Source organism: Pseudoalteromonas sp. MMG022 (assembly GCF_021654245.1).
GTDB lineage: Bacteria > Pseudomonadota > Gammaproteobacteria > Enterobacterales > Alteromonadaceae > Pseudoalteromonas > Pseudoalteromonas amylolytica.
Genome location: NZ_JAKFZQ010000002.1, coordinates 86,748 through 107,858, shown reverse-complemented (window position 1 = coordinate 107,858; position 21,111 = coordinate 86,748). Strand labels below are relative to the sequence as shown.

Genomic DNA, 21,111 nt, shown 5'->3' with positions numbered 1-21,111 from the left:
TTGAGCGTTAACTCGCTTGTTGAACCTTCTCAACAGGCTGTGCATTGTCATCTAGCAAATTCATATCAAAATCAAATTCATCCACACGAATCGCTTTTTCACGCTTCTTGTTATAATCAATCAGCTGAGCATATTCTTGTGAACTAATTAGATTTGCAGCAAGCGCATTATCAAGTGTTTCAGAGAAACGTACACCCGCTTTTATCTGTTTGCTACGAAGTGCTTTCTTCACTTTAGATAGCAAGTCTAAACATGCCATTTTAGCTTTGTAGGCTTGTTCATTAATATCATGACCATCACCAGCTGTTGGTTTAATCAAGTGCGTTAGCTGTGCTTTAAACGCTGTATCTAACTGAGCAGCTTTCGCAAGCTCACGTACTAGATCATCGCTGATTGCTGGCATTCTATGTGTGTAGTGCATTGTAATGACACGCATAAACTTGCGAGTGCCAGACGCTGGGAAGTTATCTAAGAACTTATGCAGTGCGTTTTCTGCATTTTGCAATGCCCAGCGTGTTGCATAGTGAAAGTATGGTGCTGCAGCTTGTCTATCAGCAACGGCTACTTTCTGCTCATAGTACTTAATCGATGCCATAGCCGCATATAAATAGCTCATCACATCACCTAAACGTGCTGACAACATTTCTGCTTGCTTTAATTTACCACCCAATACTAGTAACGAGAAATCCGCATAAACAGCAAGCTTGGCTGAGAGCTGGTGTGCAGCTTTTTCATAAGCTTGTACTTCTGGCAACTGTGACTTACTTCCAGCTGTAAATGGTAATAAGCCAAGGCGGAACGCTCGAAGACTGTTCGCAACGCTATAACCCACTGTTTTACGTAAAATCTTATTAAAGGTTATATCTGCATCTTTTTCTTGGCTGTGAATCGACTCAACCATAGACTGTAGATACGGGTGACAACGCATTACACCTTGACCAAAAATCATCAAGTTACGAGTAAGAATGTTCGCACCTTCAACCGTAATTGCGATTGGTTGTGCGACATAACCACTTGCTAGGGTGTTTTGTGGACCATTTTGAATCGCTTTACCAGCTTGAATATCCATTGCTGAGTCTAATACATCACGACCGATTTCCGTCATGTGGTATTTAGCGATTGCTGTAACTACAGATGGCTTAAGGCCCATGCCCAAACCTTCAGTGGTTAACACTCGCATCGCTTCTTGCAAATAAGTTTTACCCGCGATGTCAGCAAGTTTTTCTTGAATGCCTTCAAACTGACCAATTGATAGACCAAATTGCTCTCGCACAGCAGCATATTCTGAGGCTGATTTTAATGCAACCTGTGCTGTTGAAACACCTAACGCAGGAAGAGAAATACCACGTCCCGCTCCCAGACAGCTTACGAGCATTTGCCAACCGCGACCAATATTCTTCTGGCCACCAATGATGAAGTCCATAGGAATAAACACTTTATTGCCACGCGTAGTACCGTTATAAAAGCGAATACCCATAGGGTCGTGGCGGTTTCCTAGCTCCACTCCTGGATGTGACTTAGGAATCAGTGCACACGTGATACCTAAATGCTCTTTACCACCTAGTAGAGCATCTGGATCTTCAACTTTGAACGCCAAACCTAGTACTGTAGCAATAGGTGCCAAGGTAATATAGCGCTTATCCCATGTCACTTCTAAACCAATCACTTCTTCGCCGTTGTATTGACCTTTTTTCACGATACCAATATCAGGGATACCGCCAGCATCAGAACCCGCTTCAGGACTTGTTAACGCAAAACATGGAATTTCACGGCCATTTGCAAGACGAGGTAAATAATGTGCTTGCTGCTCCTCAGTACCATAGTGAAGCAATAGTTCACCTGGGCCTAACGAGTTAGGAACCATTACCGTCACCGCAACTGCAGAAGATTTTGTTGCAATAGTACCAACAATTGTAGAGTTCGCGTATGGGCTAAACTCAAGACCGCCAAATGATTTAGGAATAATAAGCGAAAAGAATCGCTCTTTTTTCAAAAACTCTAATATATGTTCTGGCAAATGTTTACTGTTTTGGATAACAGAATCATCGATCATTGCCATTAGTTCTTTAACAGGACCGTCTAAGAACGCTTGCTCATCTGCACTTAGTTTTGCTTCTGGCACAGCTCTTAGCGCGTCAAAATCAGGCTTTCCTTGGTAAATAGACCCTTCAAGCCATACATCACCAGCATCTAATGCTTCTTGTTCGGTTACTGAAATGCTTGGTAATACTTTCTTTAGTTGTGTTCTTAAACTCATAATCAACTCATCCGACCAGATAGATATACCTACATTACGGCATAAAAATGACAATAGATCAATCACTCTAGAAACATTTTTTACTAGTTTTTTACTACGGTTTCATTTGATTAAGAATATTTATAAGTAAATTAAAAGCTTACACGTGTACGCTGAAATATTGATTTTTGCAGTCTAGAAGGGTTAGTGGGTGAATTCTGTATATACGGCTTCAAACTTTTGAAGGCTGTAAAAAGGTTATAGTAAACAGGACAGACCTATTGGCTATCCCGCTTACTAATTTGAGGTATCAGTTTTAAGTTATTAGTATCAACTTAATGCCACATGTTTACTAAATCTGATATTGAGCAAGCCTATACCTTGCTGTCTTTTCGACAGTTCTCTTCCTGATTTTGCTGTTGCTGCACGATCAATGCTTTCAACTGTTGAATTTCGTTATGTAAATCTTCTATGGTCGGCACATTGCGAGCTTCATCTTTCGCCTTCTTGAGCTTTGAGCGCTCGTCTTCCATAACATTAACAACGATGCCTATAACCATGTTTAAAAATGCAAAAGCAGTGAAAAATATAAAGGTTAAGTAAAATACCCAAGACATTGGATAGACTTCCATTGTTTCATATTGAATATCTGTCCAATCTTCAAATGTCATAATTCTAAATAGAGTCAGCATAGATATTGCGATATCTCCCCACAATTTTGGGTTTATATCATTGAATACGAAACTGCCAATAGCCGCATATATATAAAAGATTATAAACATCAATAAAATAACATAGCCCAATTGCGGCAACGCTTTCAATAACGAATTTATTAATACTCTAAGCTCTGGTACGACAGACACCATCCTAAGCACCCTGAATACCCTGACGAGTCGCGCCAAAAGTGCCATTTCACTATCATTAACGGGGATCAAGCTGATCACCACAACTAACGTGTCGAAAACATTCCACCCTTTGGTAAAAAAGCGCTTCTTATCCTCATCAGCGATAAAGCGCACAGCTATTTCAAACAGAAAAAACAACGTGATAAAGATATCCAACACATGAGTAACAGAAACAGCGCCACTAGAGAGCGGAAAGGTCTTCGCCCCTATTTCAAGGGCTGAAATAATAATCACAGCAACCACTGAAAGCTCAAACGCTTTGTTGTTCTTCAAAGTGTTTAGTTGATATTTGATATTTTCGTACATACGCTACCAAAAATTTATAAGTGAGTTTTGAAACTTGCGTGATTATATCTATAAGGCGGCAGTTGAGGGAGCTATTTATTATTAAAACATAAAGAAAAATAGTGATGAAATATCAGCTTATAACCTAAAATTTCGATAGAAAAAACACCAATGGAGCGAGCACTATATACACACTATCACTAAGAGTATTTAAGAATGTAACATTGTCAGTGCGCTCTATTTTTTCCGTTGTGCCGTTTGTTCAAAACGGTCTAAATTGGGCATTGCACAGTCGAACTAAATCTTCAGGAGCAACTTCAACCTCCAGCCCACGCTTTCCAGCACTAACATATATTTTTCCAAATTTTTTTGCATCGCTATGGAGCAAAGTGTTAAGACGCTTCTTTTGCGCAAAGGGACTGATCCCACCGATTAAATAACCTGTAGCAGTTTGGGCTTTTTTAGCATCCGCCATTATGGCCTTTTTACCTTTACACGCCTTTGCAAATGCCTTTAGATCGACTTGCCTTGTTGCAGGCAAAATAGCCACATTCAATACTCCATCCACCTCCACAAGCAAGGTTTTAAAGACCTGCTCAGCGATCAGCCCCAATTTCTCAGCGGCTTCATTGGCAAAGCCATGTTGTGATGGTTCATGTTCAAATTTAAGTATTTGAAATTGAACCCCTTGTTTTTCCAATAAGTTAATTGCAGGCGTCATGATTTCCCTCTTAGTTATCCTAATTAAGTTACAACAAAGTAGACAAAACCACACATTAGACTAAAGTATTATATTGTCACTATGAACTAAAAAGATGTTAGCCATGTTTAAAAAGTATCTTTTTGTCCTATTCACAGTGATTGTTTTTCTGGTGCTACTAAAATTCTTGCAGGATGAATACTTGATGTGGAGTGACACGCTCGCTTGTAGCGCCAAATGTGAATTATTAGGTTGTAAAACAGGACAGTTGTTACTGGGTAGATATGACCAAACGGTGGCCTGTATATGTGAAAGCAAACATGATTACTTAGTGCTGCTTAATTAATTCAGCACAAACAAAAACGGCGCATAATGCGCCGTTTTTTAATGATTTATGATGCTATTTTGTTAGGTCATCAAAAAACTTTTTCACACCATCGAAAAAGCCCTGAGCTTTAGGACGATTCTTGCTGTTCTCACCCCCCATGCTCTCTTCAAACTCTTTCAATAGCTCTTTTTGACGTTCGTTTAAATTAACCGGAGTCTCGAGTACGACTTTGCAGATCAAGTCTCCCACAGCACCACTGCGTACAGACTTAACGCCCTTACCACGCATGCGGAACATCTTACCCGTTTGGCTCTCTGCTGGGATCTTTAGATTCGCTCGGCCATCAAGCGTTGGTACCTCAATTTCGCCGCCCAATGCCGCGGTGCTGAAACTGATAGGTACTTCACAGTACAAGTTATTGCCGTCACGAGTAAAAATCGGGTGCTCACGTACCGCTACTTGAACATATAAATCTCCCGCTGGCGCGCCGTGTAACCCAGCTTCCCCCTCGCCTGACAGGCGAATACGGTCACCAGTATCAACACCCGCTGGGATCTTCACGTTCAGAGTTTTAGTTTTCTCTACGCGACCTTGCCCGTGACACTTGTTACATGGATCTGAAATGATAGACCCCGTTCCTTGACAGGTTGGACAAGTTTGCTGAACTGCAAAAAAGCCCTGACGCATTTGCACCTGACCTGCGCCATGACAGGTAGTACAAGTTTTAGGTTTAGAACCTGCTTTTGCACCACTGCCATCACAAGGACTACAGCTAACCCATGTTGGGACTTTAATTTCAACTTCTTTACCACGCACCGCTTCTTCAAGTGAAAGGTCCATGTTGTAACGAAGGTCAGCACCACGCTGTTGACGAGATTGACGACGCCCACCGCCACCAAAAATATCACCGAATACGTCGCCAAAAATATCGCCAAAGTCACCATGACCGCCGCCGAAACCGCCGTGGCCACCGCCATTCTGATCAAAGGCTGCATGGCCGTATTGGTCATACATCTGACGCTTTTGGCTATCAGTTAGTACTTCGTAAGCTTCTTTTACTTCTTTAAACTTAGCTTCTAGCTCAGCATTACCCGCCGTTCTATCTGGGTGATACTTCATTGCCAAGCGTTTGTACGCCTTCTTTATGTCACGTTCGCTGGCATCTTTGCTAACGCCTAGTACTTCGTAATAATCACGTTTTGACATAGTTATCACATTACTCTAGTTAAATGATGTGCCTAAGCTCATCAACTGGCCTTGGGCCAAAATTTACATACACTAAGGGCGCGACAAGCGAAATTCGCCAGCGCGCCCTTACAAGTCAACAATTACTTATTGTCGTCTTTAACTTCTTCAAACTCAGCGTCAACAACATCGTCGTCTTGCTTTGAAGAACCTTGCTGAGCGCCAGCATCAGGACCAGGTTGGCCAGCCTGTGCTTTAGCTTGTGCAATTTCCATTAGCTTTTGAGATTTCTCCGCAAGCGCTTGTACTTTCGCGTCGATTTCTTCTTTGTTGTCGCCTTTGATAGCGGTTTCAAGGTCGCTGAGCGCCCCTTCAATCGCTTCTTTGTCTTCAGCTGGTAGTGCATCGCCTGCTTCTTCGATTTGCTTGCGCGTACCGTGAACCATTGCATCCGCTTGGTTACGTGAAGATACTAGTTCCTCGAACTTTTTATCTTCTTCCGCGTTCGCTTCTGCATCACGTACCATTTTCTCTACTTCATCGTCGCTTAAACCAGAAGAAGCTTGGATAGTGATCTTCTGCTCTTTACCTGTATCTTTATCTTTTGCAGATACATGTAAGATACCATCCGCATCAACATCAAATGTAACTTCGATTTGCGGTACACCACGCTGTGCTGGGCGAATACCTTCTAGATTAAATTGACCTAGAGACTTATTATCGCTTGAACGCTTACGCTCACCTTGTAGTACGTGAATCGTTACCGCAGACTGATTATCTTCAGCTGTTGAGAAAGTTTGCGACTTCTTAGTTGGGATAGTCGTGTTTTTCTCAATCAGTGCTGTCATCACTTGACCCATCGTCTCGATACCAAGAGATAGAGGACATACGTCAAGTAGTAGAACGTCTTTCACGTCTCCTGCAAGTACACCACCTTGAACCGCTGCACCTACTGCAACTGCTTCATCAGGGTTAACGTCTTTACGAGGCTCTTTACCGAAGAACTCAGCAACGGTCTTTTGAACTAGCGGCATACGTGTTTGACCACCAACTAGAATGATGTCGTTTACATCACCCACTGATAGGTCAGCGTCAGCTAGTGCACGCTTAAGCGGCTCAATAGACTTAGCAACTAGATCTTCAACCAGTGACTCAAGCTTAGCGCGAGTCAGTTTAACGTTCATGTGTTTAGGACCTGTAGCATCAGCAGTTACATAAGGTAGATTCACCTCTGTTTGCTGTGCTGAAGAAAGCTCAATCTTCGCCTTTTCAGCAGCTTCCTTAACACGCTGCATTGCTAGCGGATCAGTTTTAAGGTCAATGCCTTGGTCTTTCTTGAACTCTGCAACTAGGTAGTTAATTACACGGTTATCAAAGTCTTCACCACCTAGGTGTGTGTCACCATTTGTCGCTAGTACTTCAAATGTGTGCTCGCCATCTACTTCGTCAATTTCGATAATTGAAATATCAAATGTACCACCACCTAAGTCGTATACAGCAACAACATTGTCACCTTGCTTTTTATCCATACCATAAGCAAGTGCAGCCGCTGTAGGTTCGTTGATGATACGCTTAACTTCGAGGCCTGCGATACGACCAGCATCTTTAGTTGCTTGACGCTGTGAGTCGTTGAAATATGCAGGTACTGTGATAACCGCTTCAGTTACTTCTTCACCTAAGAAGTCTTCAGCAGTTTTCTTCATCTTTTTCAGTACTTCAGCTGAAATTTGTGGTGCAGCACGTTTTTCACCACGTACTTCAACCCAAGCATCACCATTGTCAGCCTTCACAATTTGGAACGGCATGATGCTGATATCACGCTGTACTTCTTCGTCTTCAAAACGACGACCGATTAAGCGTTTAATTGCAAATAATGTGTTTTGTGGGTTTGTCACCGCCTGGCGTTTAGCCGGCTGACCTACAAGTGTTTCACCTTCTGCTGTGTATGCAATAATCGAAGGGGTTGTACGATCACCCTCAGCGTTTTCGATAACGCGTGCTTTATCACCATCTAGTACTGCTACACAAGAGTTAGTAGTACCTAAATCGATTCCAATAATTTTACCCATGAATCTTCTCCGACTTCAAAATTCGTTGTTCTGTTAGATGCTTTGTAAATAGGGGCGACAAAATTGAATTCAAGCTTAAAAGTGAAAAAAATTTCGTTTTTTTTACTTTTATTTCATCGTGACCGCTTTTTAGTCAAAAAATAGGGACATTTATTGCCTCTTTTTAATCTCACTAAACTGGTCTGACCTCGCGGGTTGTGCTATAAACCCACTAAACAAAAGTCTTTAGGGGATGTTATGCATTTCGATCAATTATTGGCTCAAGCAGCGACTCTGGGAAGTGGCTCTATGCAATTTCCTGCAAACTGGTGTCAGGGTCGCACCGCATTTGGTGGGCTCTCAGCAGCACTGCTGTATCAAGCAATCAGACAGCATGTGGACAGCGATCGCCGTTTGCTGTCGCTGAGCACTAATTTTGTCGGTCCACTTTTAGCCGAACGAGATTTTACAATTCAAGTTGAAGTTCTGCGCACAGGCAAGAATAGTAGCCAAGTGATGGCTAAAATCACTCAAGATGAGCAAATTGTCGTGATCACACAAGCGTGCTTTGGTGCCAGACGCAGTTCAAATGTTCACGTTGATGTCTCAAAGAATATGACCTTAAAACCTGTTGATGAGCGTCATATGCTGCCGTATCAAAAAGGTATAATGCCTGAGTTCTTCCAACATGTTGCCTTGTGCCCACAACAAGGTGGGATGCCATTTAGCGGCGTAGACACTTCTCATCTAGGTGGCTGGATGCGCTTTAAAGACACACCACAGGGTATGAATGAAGCACACATAATCGCCTTAACAGACGCATGGCCTCCTACCCTATTACAAATGTATAAGCAGCCAGCTCCCGCAAGCAGTATGTCTTGGTACCTAGAGTTTGTTCGTGAACCACAGCTTAATCCAGACGATTGGTTGGGATTCGAAGCAATCACTCATCATTGTAAAGACGGCTACGGACTCGAGGATGGCTGTATTTGGAGCAGTCGCGGAGAGTTGCTGGCGCTTACGCGTCAAACAGTGGCTTTATTTGATTAGAATTGTTTTGAATTCAAACTGCTATAATCCTTGCCATCAAATTCCATGATGGCTTGGTACTGACCATTTTGTTTAATTTTTGCCAGCCCTTCATCAAATACTGCTTTTAATAATGCATCACTAAAGTGTGCAGGTCTTGGCGCTTCAGAAAAAATAGCATGAACACGAAAAGGCAAAACCTCATTACTGCGCTCATACAGGCTTAAGTAGTAAAGAAAAATACGCCGTTCCAATACGATTACATCCACTCTGCGCTTCATCAAGTGCGCAATTTGTGCCTCTTGATTAACCACTTCTTCATAGGAAAGCAATGATTTTGTTATCCGTTTAAAAGGCGCATCTAAAAACGCAGGCGCATTTTGAAAGGCCAGTACACTCTTGCCTTTTAGGTCGCTTACCTGATCTATCTTGAATGCATTTTCGCGTAAAGACACCGCGACATTTTGGTAGCTCAGTAAACTATTGCTTTGGTGAACTAACGCTTTTAAATTTGCAGGAAAGTTTAAGGCAATATCAACTTCCCCACTGAGCAACTGCTGCTCGGCTCTCTTGTTAGGCATATAAAGAACCTTTACATTCGTTATACCCTGTTGGGCAAAAGCCTGCTTAAGTATTTGAAGTTGAATCCCATCATCACCTTTTTGGATCACATAAGGCGGTAAGTGTGGACTTGCAGCAACGATAATCTGCTCACTGTGTTCTACCTTCACCGCAGACATCGCAACAAGGCAAAGGCTAAACCAAATAGCTAAAATTACTCGTGTCATATATCCCCTAGTCCAGCATTCAAATTCACTGCGTAGCATAAATACTAGTGTAAAATATGGGCTTTGAACACCTGTGTATCTGTTGTTGCGGGCACCAAAAACGCCGCCAATTAGCGCCAACATTGATGACACATTTGCACTCCCCTCATATTTGCCGCACACTAAGAGTAAGGTTCTGAATTTAGAAGATTAGTGTGTGATACTCGCTTGTAAACACTGCGACAAGATAATCAATGTTGGTCATATCGCAAAGCAACAACGTGCAATATGTCCATATTGTGGCTCGCAACTTCTTAGTTGCCGCAGCAACCAGCAACAATGGCTCAATGCGTTTAGTGTTGCCTCCTTGCTATTTCTTTTTTCTAGCCTCTACCCCTCATTTATTTCATTTAGCCAACACGGCCTCAAGCAACAAATCAGCCTTTGGGATGCAGTCGTGCTGCTGGGCGAGACATATAGTTCGATGCTGGCATTCGTTTTTATTTTTACGATTTTACTGATGCCACTTGCGGTGTGTTCATTGGTACTCATTACACAAAGCGCATTGTGGACGCGACTTAACACACATAATGCGCGGTGGATTTCAAAATCTTTGAGTTACATCATGCCTCTAAATCTTGCTGATATCTTTTTGGTGGCTGTGTTGGTAAGCGCGTTCAAATTAATGGCGTATGCCGAGCTAGAATTGGGCTATGGATTTTGGTCGTATGTGCTATTTGTGTTTTGTTTCATAGAGCTGCTGACCCTGATCGATGAAAATGAACTTTGGCAGCGTCAGCAACCTCAATTTGAACCAAAAACATTGCATTGCGGTAAAAGCGCTAAATCGCAAGCGCTTAAGCAGTGTAGTGTGTGCGGCCAGTTAACGTCTGACACGCATTGCCCTCGCTGTTATGCCAAAACTCACTTTCGAAAGCCACAAGCTAACGCCCGAGCCCTAGCATGGATGGTTACCGCCTTAGTGCTGATGATACCTGCAAACCTATTGCCTATCATGAATACAGTTAACCTTGGCCAGAATACCTTTGCTACAATTTTCTCTGGTATTGTTATTCTATGGCAAGATGGTTCATATCCAGTTGCCATTATTATTTTCGCTGCCAGTATTTGTATTCCAATCATCAAGGCACTGGCATTATTTTATTTGCTTATTGAAACCCAGCGCTGCAAAAAAGTAGAACAAGCATCAAAGCTTTACAGATGGTTGGAATGGATGGGTAAATGGTCAATGATTGATGTTTTTGTTGTCATCATTTTGGTCTCTTTGGTACAGCTGGGTACAGTCTTAACCGTTGAACCTCAGATTGGCATTGTATTTTTCGCGGTTATGGTCCTTTGTCAGATGATGTCAGTACATAGCTTTGATCCAAGAATTTTATGGGATAGATTGAACCCTCATGAGTGAACATGCATATATAGAGTCAAAACCTAAGTTTTCCGTTATTTGGTTTGTGCCAATTATCGCTCTATGCGTAACCATCTGGATGTTATACCAGCATCAATTAAATAAAGGCCATACTGTTTTTGTGAAAATGTCCAATGCTGACGGCATTATCGCAGGCAAAACCCAAGTAAGAGTGCGTAGCGTTAAAATCGGTCAAGTAGAATCGCTACGTTTACAACTGGACCAAAATGCCGTAATCGCTAAGGTTCAAATCGATACCATGTATGAACCTTTACTAACCTCCGATGCAAAAATTTGGGTAGTAAAACCCCGTATTGACGAATCCGGTATCTCAGGCATGAACACACTGCTGTCGGGTGTGTATTTAGAGCTTGAACCAGGAACGAGTAAAGTGAAATCTTCATTATTTACTTTGCAGGATGAACCCGCACTCATAGGCACTGATATAGAGGGTAAGCGATATAAGCTAAAATCCAAACATGCGGAGGTTTTAGACGTTGGTACTGGCATTTATTTTCGTAATTTTAAAATCGGCCAAATAGAGTCCGCTAACTTCAATATTGATAATCTTGCAATGGAATACGGGGTCTTCATTTTCTCACCCTACGACCAGCTCATCACGAATAATATGATATTTTGGGTCGCATCAGGGGTATCCATTAATCTATCTACAGAAGGCATAGATGTATCAACTGGCAGCTTATCGAAACTAATCAAAGGAGGTATTTCCGTTGACTATCCACCTGATCAGGCCCCATCTGAAATTGCTCAAGAGCAGGTGAGCTTCACTTTACACGAAAACTTTTCCACAGCTCTGGAGCAACGTTTTGATGACTATGATTTTTATCTGATTGAATTTGAACAATCCATTCGGGGTTTGCGCGCTGGTGCGCCTGTTGAATACAGAGGTATGCGTATTGGTACGGTTGAACAAGCACCTGCACAATTAAAGCGCAATGGCCAGCCTTTATATTTTCAACAAGATAGCACCTCAATACCAGTTTTGATCCGTATTGAATATGGTCGTTTATTTGAACGCAGCGCGATTGCCCGAGAATATTGGCAGCAACATATAGAAAAATGGATTAGAAATGGATTGAGAGCTTCGTTAAAAAGTGGCAATATGTTAACTGGTGCGATCTATATAGAACTAGATTTCTACCCTGATGCGCCAGACGCACGCGTGATGACATCTTCGCTTTATCCAACACTGCCAAGTGTCTCAAGCGGCTTCACCGCATTATCGGAACAGGTCACTAAACTATTAAACAAACTCAATGACCTACCAGTAAACAAGACGTTAGACCAATTAGATGGAACGTTGAGAGAATATAGGCAACTGGCAATGGAAATGAATGAATTAATTGGCTCATTTAACCAATCTGGTACTACTAACAAAGTGAATGAAAACCTAGATACTATCAAAGTCACGTTAACACAGTTAACATCCAGCTTAAGGCAGTTTGAAAAGACACTTACCCATTATCAGCAAGACTCAACCATGGTTGAACAACTGACTGATACCTTGGAAGAGTTAGAAAGTTTATCCAATACGTTAAAGCCGTTTGCTAAAGGCTTAAACGAACAACCAAACATGATAATTTTCAATAAACAAACACCTGACGACCCAGAACCAAGGAAAAAGTAAATGCGCCATCTTGGGACCTGTTTATTTATTTTGTTGTTGAGCGCTTGTAGTAATCCTACAAGCAAAACCAGCCAATATTATGGCTTTTCAATCGATCTGCCGCAAAAGCAAGACTCAAAGGCACATCAATATACTCATACATTAAAAGTAAATACCGTTAAGATGAGTGGCACTGCCGATCAGCAAGGTATTGTGCAACGGTTAGACAATAATATAGTTTCAGTCGCACAATATCACTTCTGGGCTGAAAACCCTCGATATATGCTTACACGCTCTTTGACTCATACACTTTCTGGGCAATTGCCGACGTGGAAAATTATAGATTCAGAAGTCCCTGCTACTCCACTCAACAGCTATACATTGTCGATTGTTGTCGACGATTTTGCAGGACATTATGCAGTCGGCTCGCTAATCAGTGGTCGTTGGTTTGTCTACACTTATCAAAACGGTAGCCCTGAACTACTCATGCATAGAAGGTTTACATTAACGGAACCACTAAAGGAAAACGGCTTTTCTCCTTTAGTGCAAGCACTACAAAATTCATGGCAGGAACTTAGCAAAGAGATAGCCTCTGAATTTATTGATATTACTCAAAGTCAAGGCGGTATAAATTAGCAGGCTCCTTACTACTATCTAGTATAACCTCCTGTTGAAAACTAAAACCACAAGCTTGCAACAGCTTTGCACTAGGTGCATTGTTTGGCGATGTTATCGCCAAGACAGTTTCTAACGCAAGTTTATCTCGCGCAAACTCTAATAACCCAATAGCCGCCTCAGTTGCATACCCTTTCCCTGTAAAGCCATCTAAAAAAGCATAACCAAGGTCCGGTACATTAAAGGTTGGCCGTTGATAAAAACCAGCAACACCGATGGCAGTGCCATCATCCAGTGTAACTATATATGGCGCTTTAGCGCTTTGAGTATAAGGCTCTAAGAAAGCTTTTTGAATATAATTGTGCGCGCTTTCAACTGTGCGTACGTCTTTGTCTGCAATGTTGTCGATAAAACTTGGTTGATTGAGCAACTGTAAAACAAAGTTAGCATCATCAAGAGTCGCTCGACGAAGTGCTAAACGATTGGTTCTTATTATTGTCATTGTAGGCTACCTTTAGTCAAATCAGGTGGGAGCACAGAGCACTCCCACCTTGAGTCCAATTTACTGTAAAGTAATGCGCTTATACAGCTCTTCCAAAGTTACAAGCTTTGTCTGCTTGGGCAGTTGTGCGAAGGGCTTCTCTGTAAACTTAGTCCCGCGCATCTGAATATTAAGCCTCGCAGCGTCAGGGTTTAACATTGTTTGTTGATAGTAACTTTGAACATCTTTAAGCTCTACCAGCTCAACTGCTTTTACCAGCTTTTCTTTTGAGTCGTATTCAAACCTTTCTCTATACCAATCTGTGAGTAAAGGTGATAGCTCATCGCTCAGGTTCTTGGGTTCTTCATTTAATGACACTAGGGCTGCGCTTTTCAGTTGTGCAAAAGTCGCTTCATCCAGTTGTGCAAGCTTTTTCGCGTACTCTTGTTTGTAGGTATCAAAACGCGCCTGCATTGACTGGACATCCATCACCGGTGTTTGAATATAAAAGCCCAACGCAGAATAATCATCTATATTACGCACCGTCGCTCCAACGGCGTAAGCGAGTTGCTCTTCAGTGCGTAGTGTATCAAAGATGTTAGTTTTCAAATGATTTTGTAAAATCAGCGCCGCCGCCTTTTGCTTATAACCTGGCTTTGGATGAACATGCATATCGATGATGGCAACATCGGCGACATCAATGTCCTGCTGCCAAACAAGCGTTTCTCCAGCTTTCGGCTGCCAATACTTGGTCATCACATAGTTGGTATGTTCTTTTTCTTCAGGTAATGCATCTGTGATCGCCTGTGCAACTTGATTTAAGTCATCCTGATTGTAATTTCCATAGCTGAATACTCTTACCTGATTTTCTCTTAGCACGCCATCTTGAATAGCATTGAACTGTTCTAACGTTAAGCTTTGTGCTGCATCTATCAAAGCTTGTGTATCGTATTGTCCTGCTTGGATCATTTTTCCTAGCTGGCCAAATGCCTGATAAATTGGAAACTGTTTACCTTCATTAAGTAATGATCGAACGTAACGGTCTACCGCTTGTGTGAAGTCATCTTCGGACACATTAACACGAATATGTTTCATACTCTGAGTGAGTAACTCAGACTGCTTATCCGTAAACCCTGCAACTCGCATTACCATGCCGTTACTTGGTGTTAATGACAAAGACATACCAGCCACTAGCGCTTCGGTTTGCAATTTGCTCTGTGCAATTGCAAATAAGTCTGACCACAGAGCTAAACTTATGTCGGTATTAATATCTGCCATGCGTTTTGGCGAATTGATATAAATATGCAGACTACCTTTAGGCTGATGTGAAAAACGCTCGCTCGGAGTATGCCAAATAGCCAACCCCGGTTGTTCATATGCTTTCTGAACACCTAACTTCGCCTGTTCTGCCGTTGTTTTGATTGCAAATTGCTCAGGTAACAGCCTATTAATACTTGGCAATTGTAGCGCCATTTGACTAGGCTCAGACCAACTCGCAATCTCTTGTTCAGGAATATCCGTAATCTTATATTTGCCATCATAAAAATGTAACTGGCTCTCGGTTGGCTCTTCTTTACTGATGTACCAAACACGCAAATGTTTGCTATCTAACTGATTAAGAACCTGTTTTACTGCCCCCTTATCAAACTCAGCATAATAGTAATTGGCGTTGATTGCGTGATTAACAGGGTATTTCTGCATACTGTCAGTCAAACTACTTACATAGCCAAATTCATCGCCTTTTTCTAGAAATAAAAATTGATTGTTCAGGGACGTGCGAATTTCATCGAAATACTTACTGTCTATCCCTTGATGCTTAATAAGCTCTATGTATTGCATCACTGTCGCGACAATAAGTTCTCTATTTTGCATTCCTTTATCTGTTAAACTTATATCAATACTCAGCACACCATAGTTGCCGTACAGGTCTGGACTGGCGCCCGCTGTAAGCGACGAGATCAACCCCTGCTCTTTTAGCACCTGTGCGGGGCTACCCTGCATTTCATTGCTCAACAGATAGGTGACAAAATAGTTAGGTTTAACCGCAAATTGGTCAATGTTATTCTTAATCGTAAAATCCAATTTTAGCTGCTTAACGTCTTCATTTGGCTTGTAATGGATGCGCTTTTGACCAATTTTTGAAAAGTCTAACTGAGCTGTAACGGTAGGTTTTTCAATATTTTTGTTTTCTATTGTGGAAAAATGCTCGCGTGCTTTTTTCTCCATTTCCTCTAACGGTTCACTAGAGATCATGGCTAACTTCATGATGTTGGCTGAATAGTATCGTTGATAAAACGCCACCGTTTCAGCATGCAGCTTACTGCCTTCCTTATCGCCTAAGGTTTCTAAGTTGCCTGGTAAAAATCGGTTTGCAGGGTGCTCACCCAGCATATTTCTAGCCAGTTTAAACTGGCCAAAAAAGTCCATTTCACGTCGCATTGACCACTCTGCATTTACAGCATTTTTTTCTTTTTCGGTGTACTCAGGGTAAAGTTTTGGTGATTTAAAGAAATCCGAGAACCTATCTAGCGCTTCATCATAGGCATTATTGTTTACTTTAAACATATAGTTAGTAATATCTAACCAAGTGTAAGCGTTATGAGCTCCGCCATTTTCTGTCATGAAGTCTGAGTACCCTCTGGAATCTGGAAAACGCTCAGTCCCTAAAAACAGCATATGTTCTAAATAGTGTGCCATACCTTGCTGTGTCATCGGGTCTTGTAATAACCCAACACCTACACTCAGCGCAGCGGCTGACTTATCTACACTCGGATCGGAAACAAGAATAACCTCAATACCATTTTCTAAGGTTAAGGTTTGATATGCTCGATCATCATTTGGGCTTACCACCAATTTTTGGCTTAAAACAGAAGGTGCAGGACGCTTCACGCCAGACTGACTATGGCTACTGCACCCTGTCATTACAGCAAGACTTAACACACTTATTGCAACAAGCTTTTTCATAACGATTCCATTTTAAATTTGCTTAACGACATCAATAGTCTTTACTATGGTGATGTTTTGCAACTAATTAACTATTGAGATTGTAACACTCTGTAAACCAAGGACTATATCACTATGCTCTTCACCCCAACTAAAATTATAATTATCTCTATGTTTTTACAAGTCTTTCTAACTTTTTCTGTGATGGTGATCATGGGAAGGCGCCGTTTTGCAGCCGCACGTAAAGGTGATATTCCTTTAGCATCATTTAAAACCATGCAGCTAGGACAAGCGCCTGAAAATGTACAGCTTGCGAGTAGAAACTTTGAAAATCAATTTGAAATTCCGGTGCTATTTTTTGTGGCTTGCTTATTAGGGTTGCATCTGCAAGTTACAGGCTGGTTTTTTGCAGTAAATGGCGCTCTATTTGTTGTTTCTCGCGTTGCACACAGCTGGGTTCATTTAACAAACAATCATGTTTTAACACGCTTTAGATTATTTATGCTTGGCTGCTTGTTCGTCTTACTGCAATGGCTAACACTTGTAGCAACATTTATATAACTAGTTATTATTAAAACTGCGCAGTATGTAACATAAAATTCTTTATCTAATGGTATATTTTGTTAGCATGTGTCCCCAGCAATCATAACGGGTGAATAGAATGAACAACGAAATGCCAATATGTGATTTTGGGCTCCATGCTGGAGAACCTTATACTAAGCTCCCTGCTAGCTTTCTTAATTGGATGGTTGAAGTCAACCACGATAAGTCACAACTAGCAAAGCAAGAATTAACACGTCGAGAAGATGCCGTGTTCGCAGCCTGCGCTAGCACTAAAAATTCATAATTTTTATCATTTCCATTTAGAGTTTTTAGTTTAAAATGGGCGCATATTTTGAATTTACCTGAAAAAGGTTTATATGCGCATTTTGCTTTCTGTACTTTTATGTATATTTCTTTCTTCGTGTCAGCTCACTTCTAATCGCGAAGCGCAATATTTAACAGTACTTCATACCAATGATAATCATGGTCGCTTTTGGCACAATGAAAAAGGCGAGTATGGTATGGCCGCCCGTAAGACACTTATCGATCGGTTAAAAAATCAAGCCGCCCAGAATGGTCATGCTGTTATACTGCTCTCTGGTGGTGACATAAACACAGGTATTCCAGAGTCAGATTTACAGTTTGCCGAGCCTGACTTCAAAGGCATGAGCTTACTTGGTTATGATGCCATGGCGATTGGTAACCACGAGTTTGACAACCCACTTCACGTGTTAGAAAAACAACAACAATGGGCAAACTTCCCGCTGCTGTCTGCCAATATTCTACACGCAAACGACCGAAGTCATGCATACCAACCTTATACGCTTATTGAAAAGCAAGGCTTGAAGATAGCCGTTGTAGGGCTCACCACAACAGACACAGCCAAAATAGCCAACCCTGAGTATTTAGGCGACCTCGTGTTTGTGAACCCAGCAGAGATCGTGGAATCAACCGTTGCTGCAATTAAAACATCACATGATGTCGACGTCGTCATCGCGGTCACTCACATGGGCCATTATCATGATGCTAATTTTGGTATTAATGCGCCTGGAGATGTGACACTAGCACGCAGCATTGCCCCAGATACTTTGGACATGATAATTGGGGGACATTCGCAAGAGCCAGTATGTGTCGACGCTCAAGGTAGACAAGATAAGCTATTTGCCCCAGGTGAAGCCTGTATGCCAGATAAACAAAATGGTGTTTGGATCATGCAAGCGCATGAATGGGGGAAATATGTTGGCAAGGCTGAGTTTAAAATTGAAGACGGTATAAAAACGCTTATTAGTTACGAGCTTATTCCAGTCAACTTAAAAAGTAACAACGGTGAATTTGTTAACGCATACATTGAGCCAGATGCGAAAATGAAAGCATTACTCCAACCGTATCAAGCATTTGGCGAAAAGAAATTAAAGGGTAGCGTGGGCTTTGTCGATGGTTACCTTGATGGCAAACGCAATACCGTGCGGTTTAAACAAAGTAAATTGGCAAGTTTAATTATTAAGGCGCAAATGGCGGCGGTAGGTGCCGATTTCGGCTTGATCAGCGGCGGCGGTATTAGGCACAGCATCGAAGCTGGTGATGTTAGCTACAAAGACATATTAAAAGTACATCCTTTTAAAAACCGTATCACTTTGATGCAGTGGCAAGGTGACGAGTTATATAAGTACTTAAATACGGTCACTCGTTTTCCTCCAGATTCAGGAGCTTACTTACAATATTACGGTCTGTCATTTGATTTCAGTGATGGCAAACTTAGCAATGTCATGATTAATGGCAAGCCACTTGATTTTAATGCAACCTATAAAATGAGCATTAACAGCTATAATGCATCAGGTGGAGATGGCTACCCGACGCTCGTAAATATGCCGGGTTACAAGCCAACGAGTTTAACCGATGCTCAGGTCCTAAAACAATATTTGCAGACCCATTCACCTATAAAAGTTAACTTGCTTTGAGCATATTGGGGAGCCGCTAGCGTCTCCCCTGCTACTTCCCTATAACTTGAATATCTTCAAGTTCAATATGTACCAGACCATAGCTGTGCAATTTTGAACGTGACCCTTCTCCATAAGCTTTTGGCGGATAATATTTCGTCTTGAGTTCAGGAAACTCAGCGAATACTTCATCTAAGGCTGCACGAATTTCACTTAACGTCTTTTCTAGACTATTGGAAAAGTTTGGCTTTTTACGCACTGTATGACCAAGTGTTGTTAACCGCTCAAAATACTTGTTAGCAATTGCAATCAATTCATCGGGTACTTCCTTATTTGGATTAAGGATCACATCAGGATTAGCCACACTGTATTCCACAAGCGCAATATAGAAACACAGAGGCTTATTCGCTAATTGAATTTGAACTTGCTGATCGGTACTTAAGCTTACGAACTTAGTGTTAAGATCAATCATCAAGTTCGGTACCACCGACTCTTGGGCCAAAGACATTTCTTTTATTTCTCGACGGCTAAATATAAACGCCCATAAGTAGGCTCCCCAGACCATGAGTGCTACCGCAACGGGCAAAATGTAACTCACCCAGGACAGATGCGTGTTAACCTCATAAATAAAGCCCACTTGGCGGTGTGCAGAGTTAAGCGTGTAGTAATGGCTGTTATGGAGCAGATTGATGTTACCTGAGCTGGTTAACTTCAGAAGTCTGACTCGCGATTTGTTAGTTTCTAGTTGTTGATTGATCGACGTGATGTATTGCGCGACCTTTTGTTCATTGCCACTATAGTTAAACAATGGATCTGCAATAGGTAGCATATCGAGATCAAGCGCGATACGCGTAGCTAATTTACTTATATCCAACTGGCTGTTTTGTCTTATCGCTGAATCTTTAGAAATCGTAAATGTGCAAACAAAGATAACGACAAATAACACCAAGCTAGAGAGCATATGATATTTAGTTCTCATCACTACTTCCCTCTATAAGCCCGTATGGTGCTGTACTACATTGCCAGTAATGTTTAAGAGAGTGGAAGTAGTTTGACTGCATATCGTTCACTACATCATTGACGCTGTTTTGCAATGAACAAGCCAAATCTGTATTTTCATCGCTCATTTTAATATACCACTTGCTACCACTTACATTATCCGCGATAGGCGTAATATAATTTTTTGAAAACCTCAGTTGATCATGTTCTTGCCAATATGAGGCAATGATGTCGACCTCTCCTTTGGAGAGTAGATCTCTCAAAGCGCTGTGAGAACTGGCGTAGACAATGCTCAAAGCTGAAACATCGATGTCCAGTTGTTTAAAAACCTGTTTGGGTAAAATATGCCCCGAGCGACTAGTAGGATAGTCAACCAAACCTATTTTCTTATCTAAAAAATATGCCTTCTCTATTTTGGGTTTTTCGCGACTGGATATAAAGAAAGCGGTATAACTGGGGTATCCAATTAAAGGCATGTAGTTTTGGGTAGATTCCGCCATCATAGCATCCATAATATTGTCTTTACTCAAAATGAGATCGGCAATCCCCTTCGCTAAAAACTCTATTTGCTCGGCTAAGCTACCACCCCAATAAACTTCAACAGCGCCAAACTGCTTGGCTAGCACCTCGTTATCACACAATGCGCTTTGTAGCCTGCTGGCTATGCCTTGTACTGGTACATGAACTCTGAACACTGCATCATTCACAGCAGAAGGAAACTTACATGTATATGAGTAAGAACTAACAGGTAGCAGTTTATTTAAATCGCTGTTAACCAATCGATGGGGTAGCGACCATGTCCCTATCAAACTCAGTAGTAGCACTAAAAAAAACGCTGTTTTTTTGTTCAGACGGTATCGAATATTCAAAACGGAAAACTTATTGGCCCAGAAACAGAGTCATTACAACAAGTTCCTTTACTTATTGCAATAGGTAACTTTACTTAATAAATATAACTGATTGTTTATAAAGCTTTATTAACAAGAAATTATGAATCTAATTGACTCCTTTTATTTTCTTGAAAAACACGGACAATTGACCTTATTGAAATAGCGGT

The 21,111-nt window shown here is 41.5% G+C and carries 17 protein-coding genes; 7 read left to right on the top strand and 10 right to left on the bottom strand.

The genetic code is table 11. From position 1 onward, the window contains the following. Positions 1-7: 7 nt before the first annotated feature. The 5 genes from L1070_RS02200 to dnaK all read right to left on the bottom strand — a co-directional run bounded on the left by L1070_RS02200 (position 8) and on the right by dnaK (position 7,708). A complete protein-coding gene (locus tag L1070_RS02200; RefSeq protein ID WP_237124300.1) occupies positions 8-2,257 on the bottom strand; it encodes an acyl-CoA dehydrogenase in 2,250 nt (749 codons plus the stop codon). A 353-nt stretch (positions 2,258-2,610) separates the two neighbouring features. Then, positions 2,611-3,447, bottom strand: coding sequence for an ion transporter (locus L1070_RS02195; protein WP_237124299.1), 837 nt, complete (start codon positions 3,445-3,447; stop codon positions 2,611-2,613). A 241-nt stretch (positions 3,448-3,688) separates the two neighbouring features. Continuing rightward, complete coding sequence (gene ybaK, locus L1070_RS02190; protein ID WP_237124298.1) at positions 3,689-4,147, bottom strand: Cys-tRNA(Pro) deacylase; 459 nt, start codon at positions 4,145-4,147, stop codon at positions 3,689-3,691. A gap of 379 nt (positions 4,148-4,526) precedes the next feature. After that, on the bottom strand, positions 4,527-5,660 hold the full coding sequence (gene dnaJ / locus L1070_RS02185) for a molecular chaperone DnaJ (RefSeq protein WP_237124297.1): 1,134 nt from the start codon (positions 5,658-5,660) through the stop codon (positions 4,527-4,529). A 122-nt stretch (positions 5,661-5,782) separates the two neighbouring features. Continuing rightward, positions 5,783-7,708 carry a molecular chaperone DnaK gene (gene dnaK / locus L1070_RS02180; protein WP_237124296.1) on the bottom strand — a complete coding sequence of 642 codons (1,926 nt, stop codon included), beginning with the start codon at positions 7,706-7,708 and terminating at the stop codon, positions 5,783-5,785. 237 nt (positions 7,709-7,945) lie between these two features. Between dnaK and L1070_RS02175 the strand changes: the two genes are divergently transcribed. After that, a complete protein-coding gene (locus L1070_RS02175; RefSeq protein WP_237124295.1) occupies positions 7,946-8,737 on the top strand; it encodes a thioesterase family protein in 792 nt (263 codons plus the stop codon). Here L1070_RS02175 and L1070_RS02170 read toward each other — a convergent pair. Then, positions 8,734-9,504, bottom strand: coding sequence for a transporter substrate-binding domain-containing protein (locus tag L1070_RS02170; protein ID WP_083330390.1), 771 nt, complete (start codon positions 9,502-9,504; stop codon positions 8,734-8,736). The two genes, L1070_RS02175 and L1070_RS02170, sit on opposite strands and share 4 nt — an antisense overlap. Before the next feature lie 196 nt (positions 9,505-9,700). Here L1070_RS02170 and L1070_RS02165 point away from each other — a divergent pair, with 196 nt between their 5' ends. The 3 genes from L1070_RS02165 to L1070_RS02155 are packed head-to-tail and all read left to right on the top strand — an operon-like array spanning position 9,701 to position 13,172. Continuing rightward, positions 9,701-10,909 carry a PqiA/YebS family transporter subunit gene (locus tag L1070_RS02165; RefSeq protein WP_237124294.1) on the top strand — a complete coding sequence of 403 codons (1,209 nt, stop codon included), beginning with the start codon at positions 9,701-9,703 and terminating at the stop codon, positions 10,907-10,909. After that, positions 10,902-12,557 (top strand): intermembrane transport protein PqiB, encoded by a 1,656-nt coding sequence (gene pqiB / locus L1070_RS02160; RefSeq protein ID WP_070983022.1) that lies wholly within the window; start codon positions 10,902-10,904, stop codon positions 12,555-12,557. Before L1070_RS02165 ends, pqiB begins: the two co-directional genes overlap by 8 nt. After that, positions 12,558-13,172, top strand: a complete 615-nt coding sequence (locus tag L1070_RS02155) for a PqiC family protein (protein ID WP_237124293.1) — start codon at positions 12,558-12,560, stop codon at positions 13,170-13,172. It abuts the gene before it with no gap. Here the strand turns inward: L1070_RS02155 and L1070_RS02150 are convergent. Continuing rightward, on the bottom strand, positions 13,144-13,653 hold the full coding sequence (locus L1070_RS02150; RefSeq protein WP_070983024.1) for a GNAT family N-acetyltransferase: 510 nt from the start codon (positions 13,651-13,653) through the stop codon (positions 13,144-13,146). The two genes, L1070_RS02155 and L1070_RS02150, sit on opposite strands and share 29 nt — an antisense overlap. Positions 13,654-13,713: 60 nt before the next feature. Further along, the gene (locus L1070_RS02145; protein WP_237124292.1) at positions 13,714-16,596 is read right to left on the bottom strand and encodes an insulinase family protein; all 2,883 of its coding nucleotides are present in this window, start codon (positions 16,594-16,596) and stop codon (positions 13,714-13,716) included. 114 nt (positions 16,597-16,710) lie between these two features. On the opposite strand from L1070_RS02145, the gene L1070_RS02140 reads away from it, so the two are divergent. The 3 genes from L1070_RS02140 to ushA all read left to right on the top strand — a co-directional run bounded on the left by L1070_RS02140 (position 16,711) and on the right by ushA (position 19,076). Beyond that, a complete protein-coding gene (locus L1070_RS02140) occupies positions 16,711-17,136 on the top strand; it encodes an MAPEG family protein (RefSeq protein WP_275423227.1) in 426 nt (141 codons plus the stop codon). 100 nt (positions 17,137-17,236) lie between these two features. Next, a complete protein-coding gene (locus L1070_RS02135; protein WP_070983027.1) occupies positions 17,237-17,422 on the top strand; it encodes a hypothetical protein in 186 nt (61 codons plus the stop codon). A gap of 73 nt (positions 17,423-17,495) precedes the next feature. Further along, positions 17,496-19,076 carry a bifunctional UDP-sugar hydrolase/5'-nucleotidase UshA gene (gene ushA, locus L1070_RS02130; protein WP_237124291.1) on the top strand — a complete coding sequence of 527 codons (1,581 nt, stop codon included), beginning with the start codon at positions 17,496-17,498 and terminating at the stop codon, positions 19,074-19,076. Positions 19,077-19,107: 31 nt separating this feature from the next. On the opposite strand, the gene L1070_RS02125 is transcribed toward ushA, so the two are convergent. Then, the gene (locus tag L1070_RS02125; RefSeq protein ID WP_237124290.1) at positions 19,108-20,034 is read right to left on the bottom strand and encodes a hypothetical protein; all 927 of its coding nucleotides are present in this window, start codon (positions 20,032-20,034) and stop codon (positions 19,108-19,110) included. Further along, the gene (locus tag L1070_RS02120; RefSeq protein ID WP_237124289.1) at positions 20,024-20,761 is read right to left on the bottom strand and encodes a PhnD/SsuA/transferrin family substrate-binding protein; all 738 of its coding nucleotides are present in this window, start codon (positions 20,759-20,761) and stop codon (positions 20,024-20,026) included. The genes L1070_RS02125 and L1070_RS02120 overlap by 11 nt, the downstream gene beginning before the upstream one ends. Between the last annotated feature and the right edge of the window lie 350 nt (positions 20,762-21,111).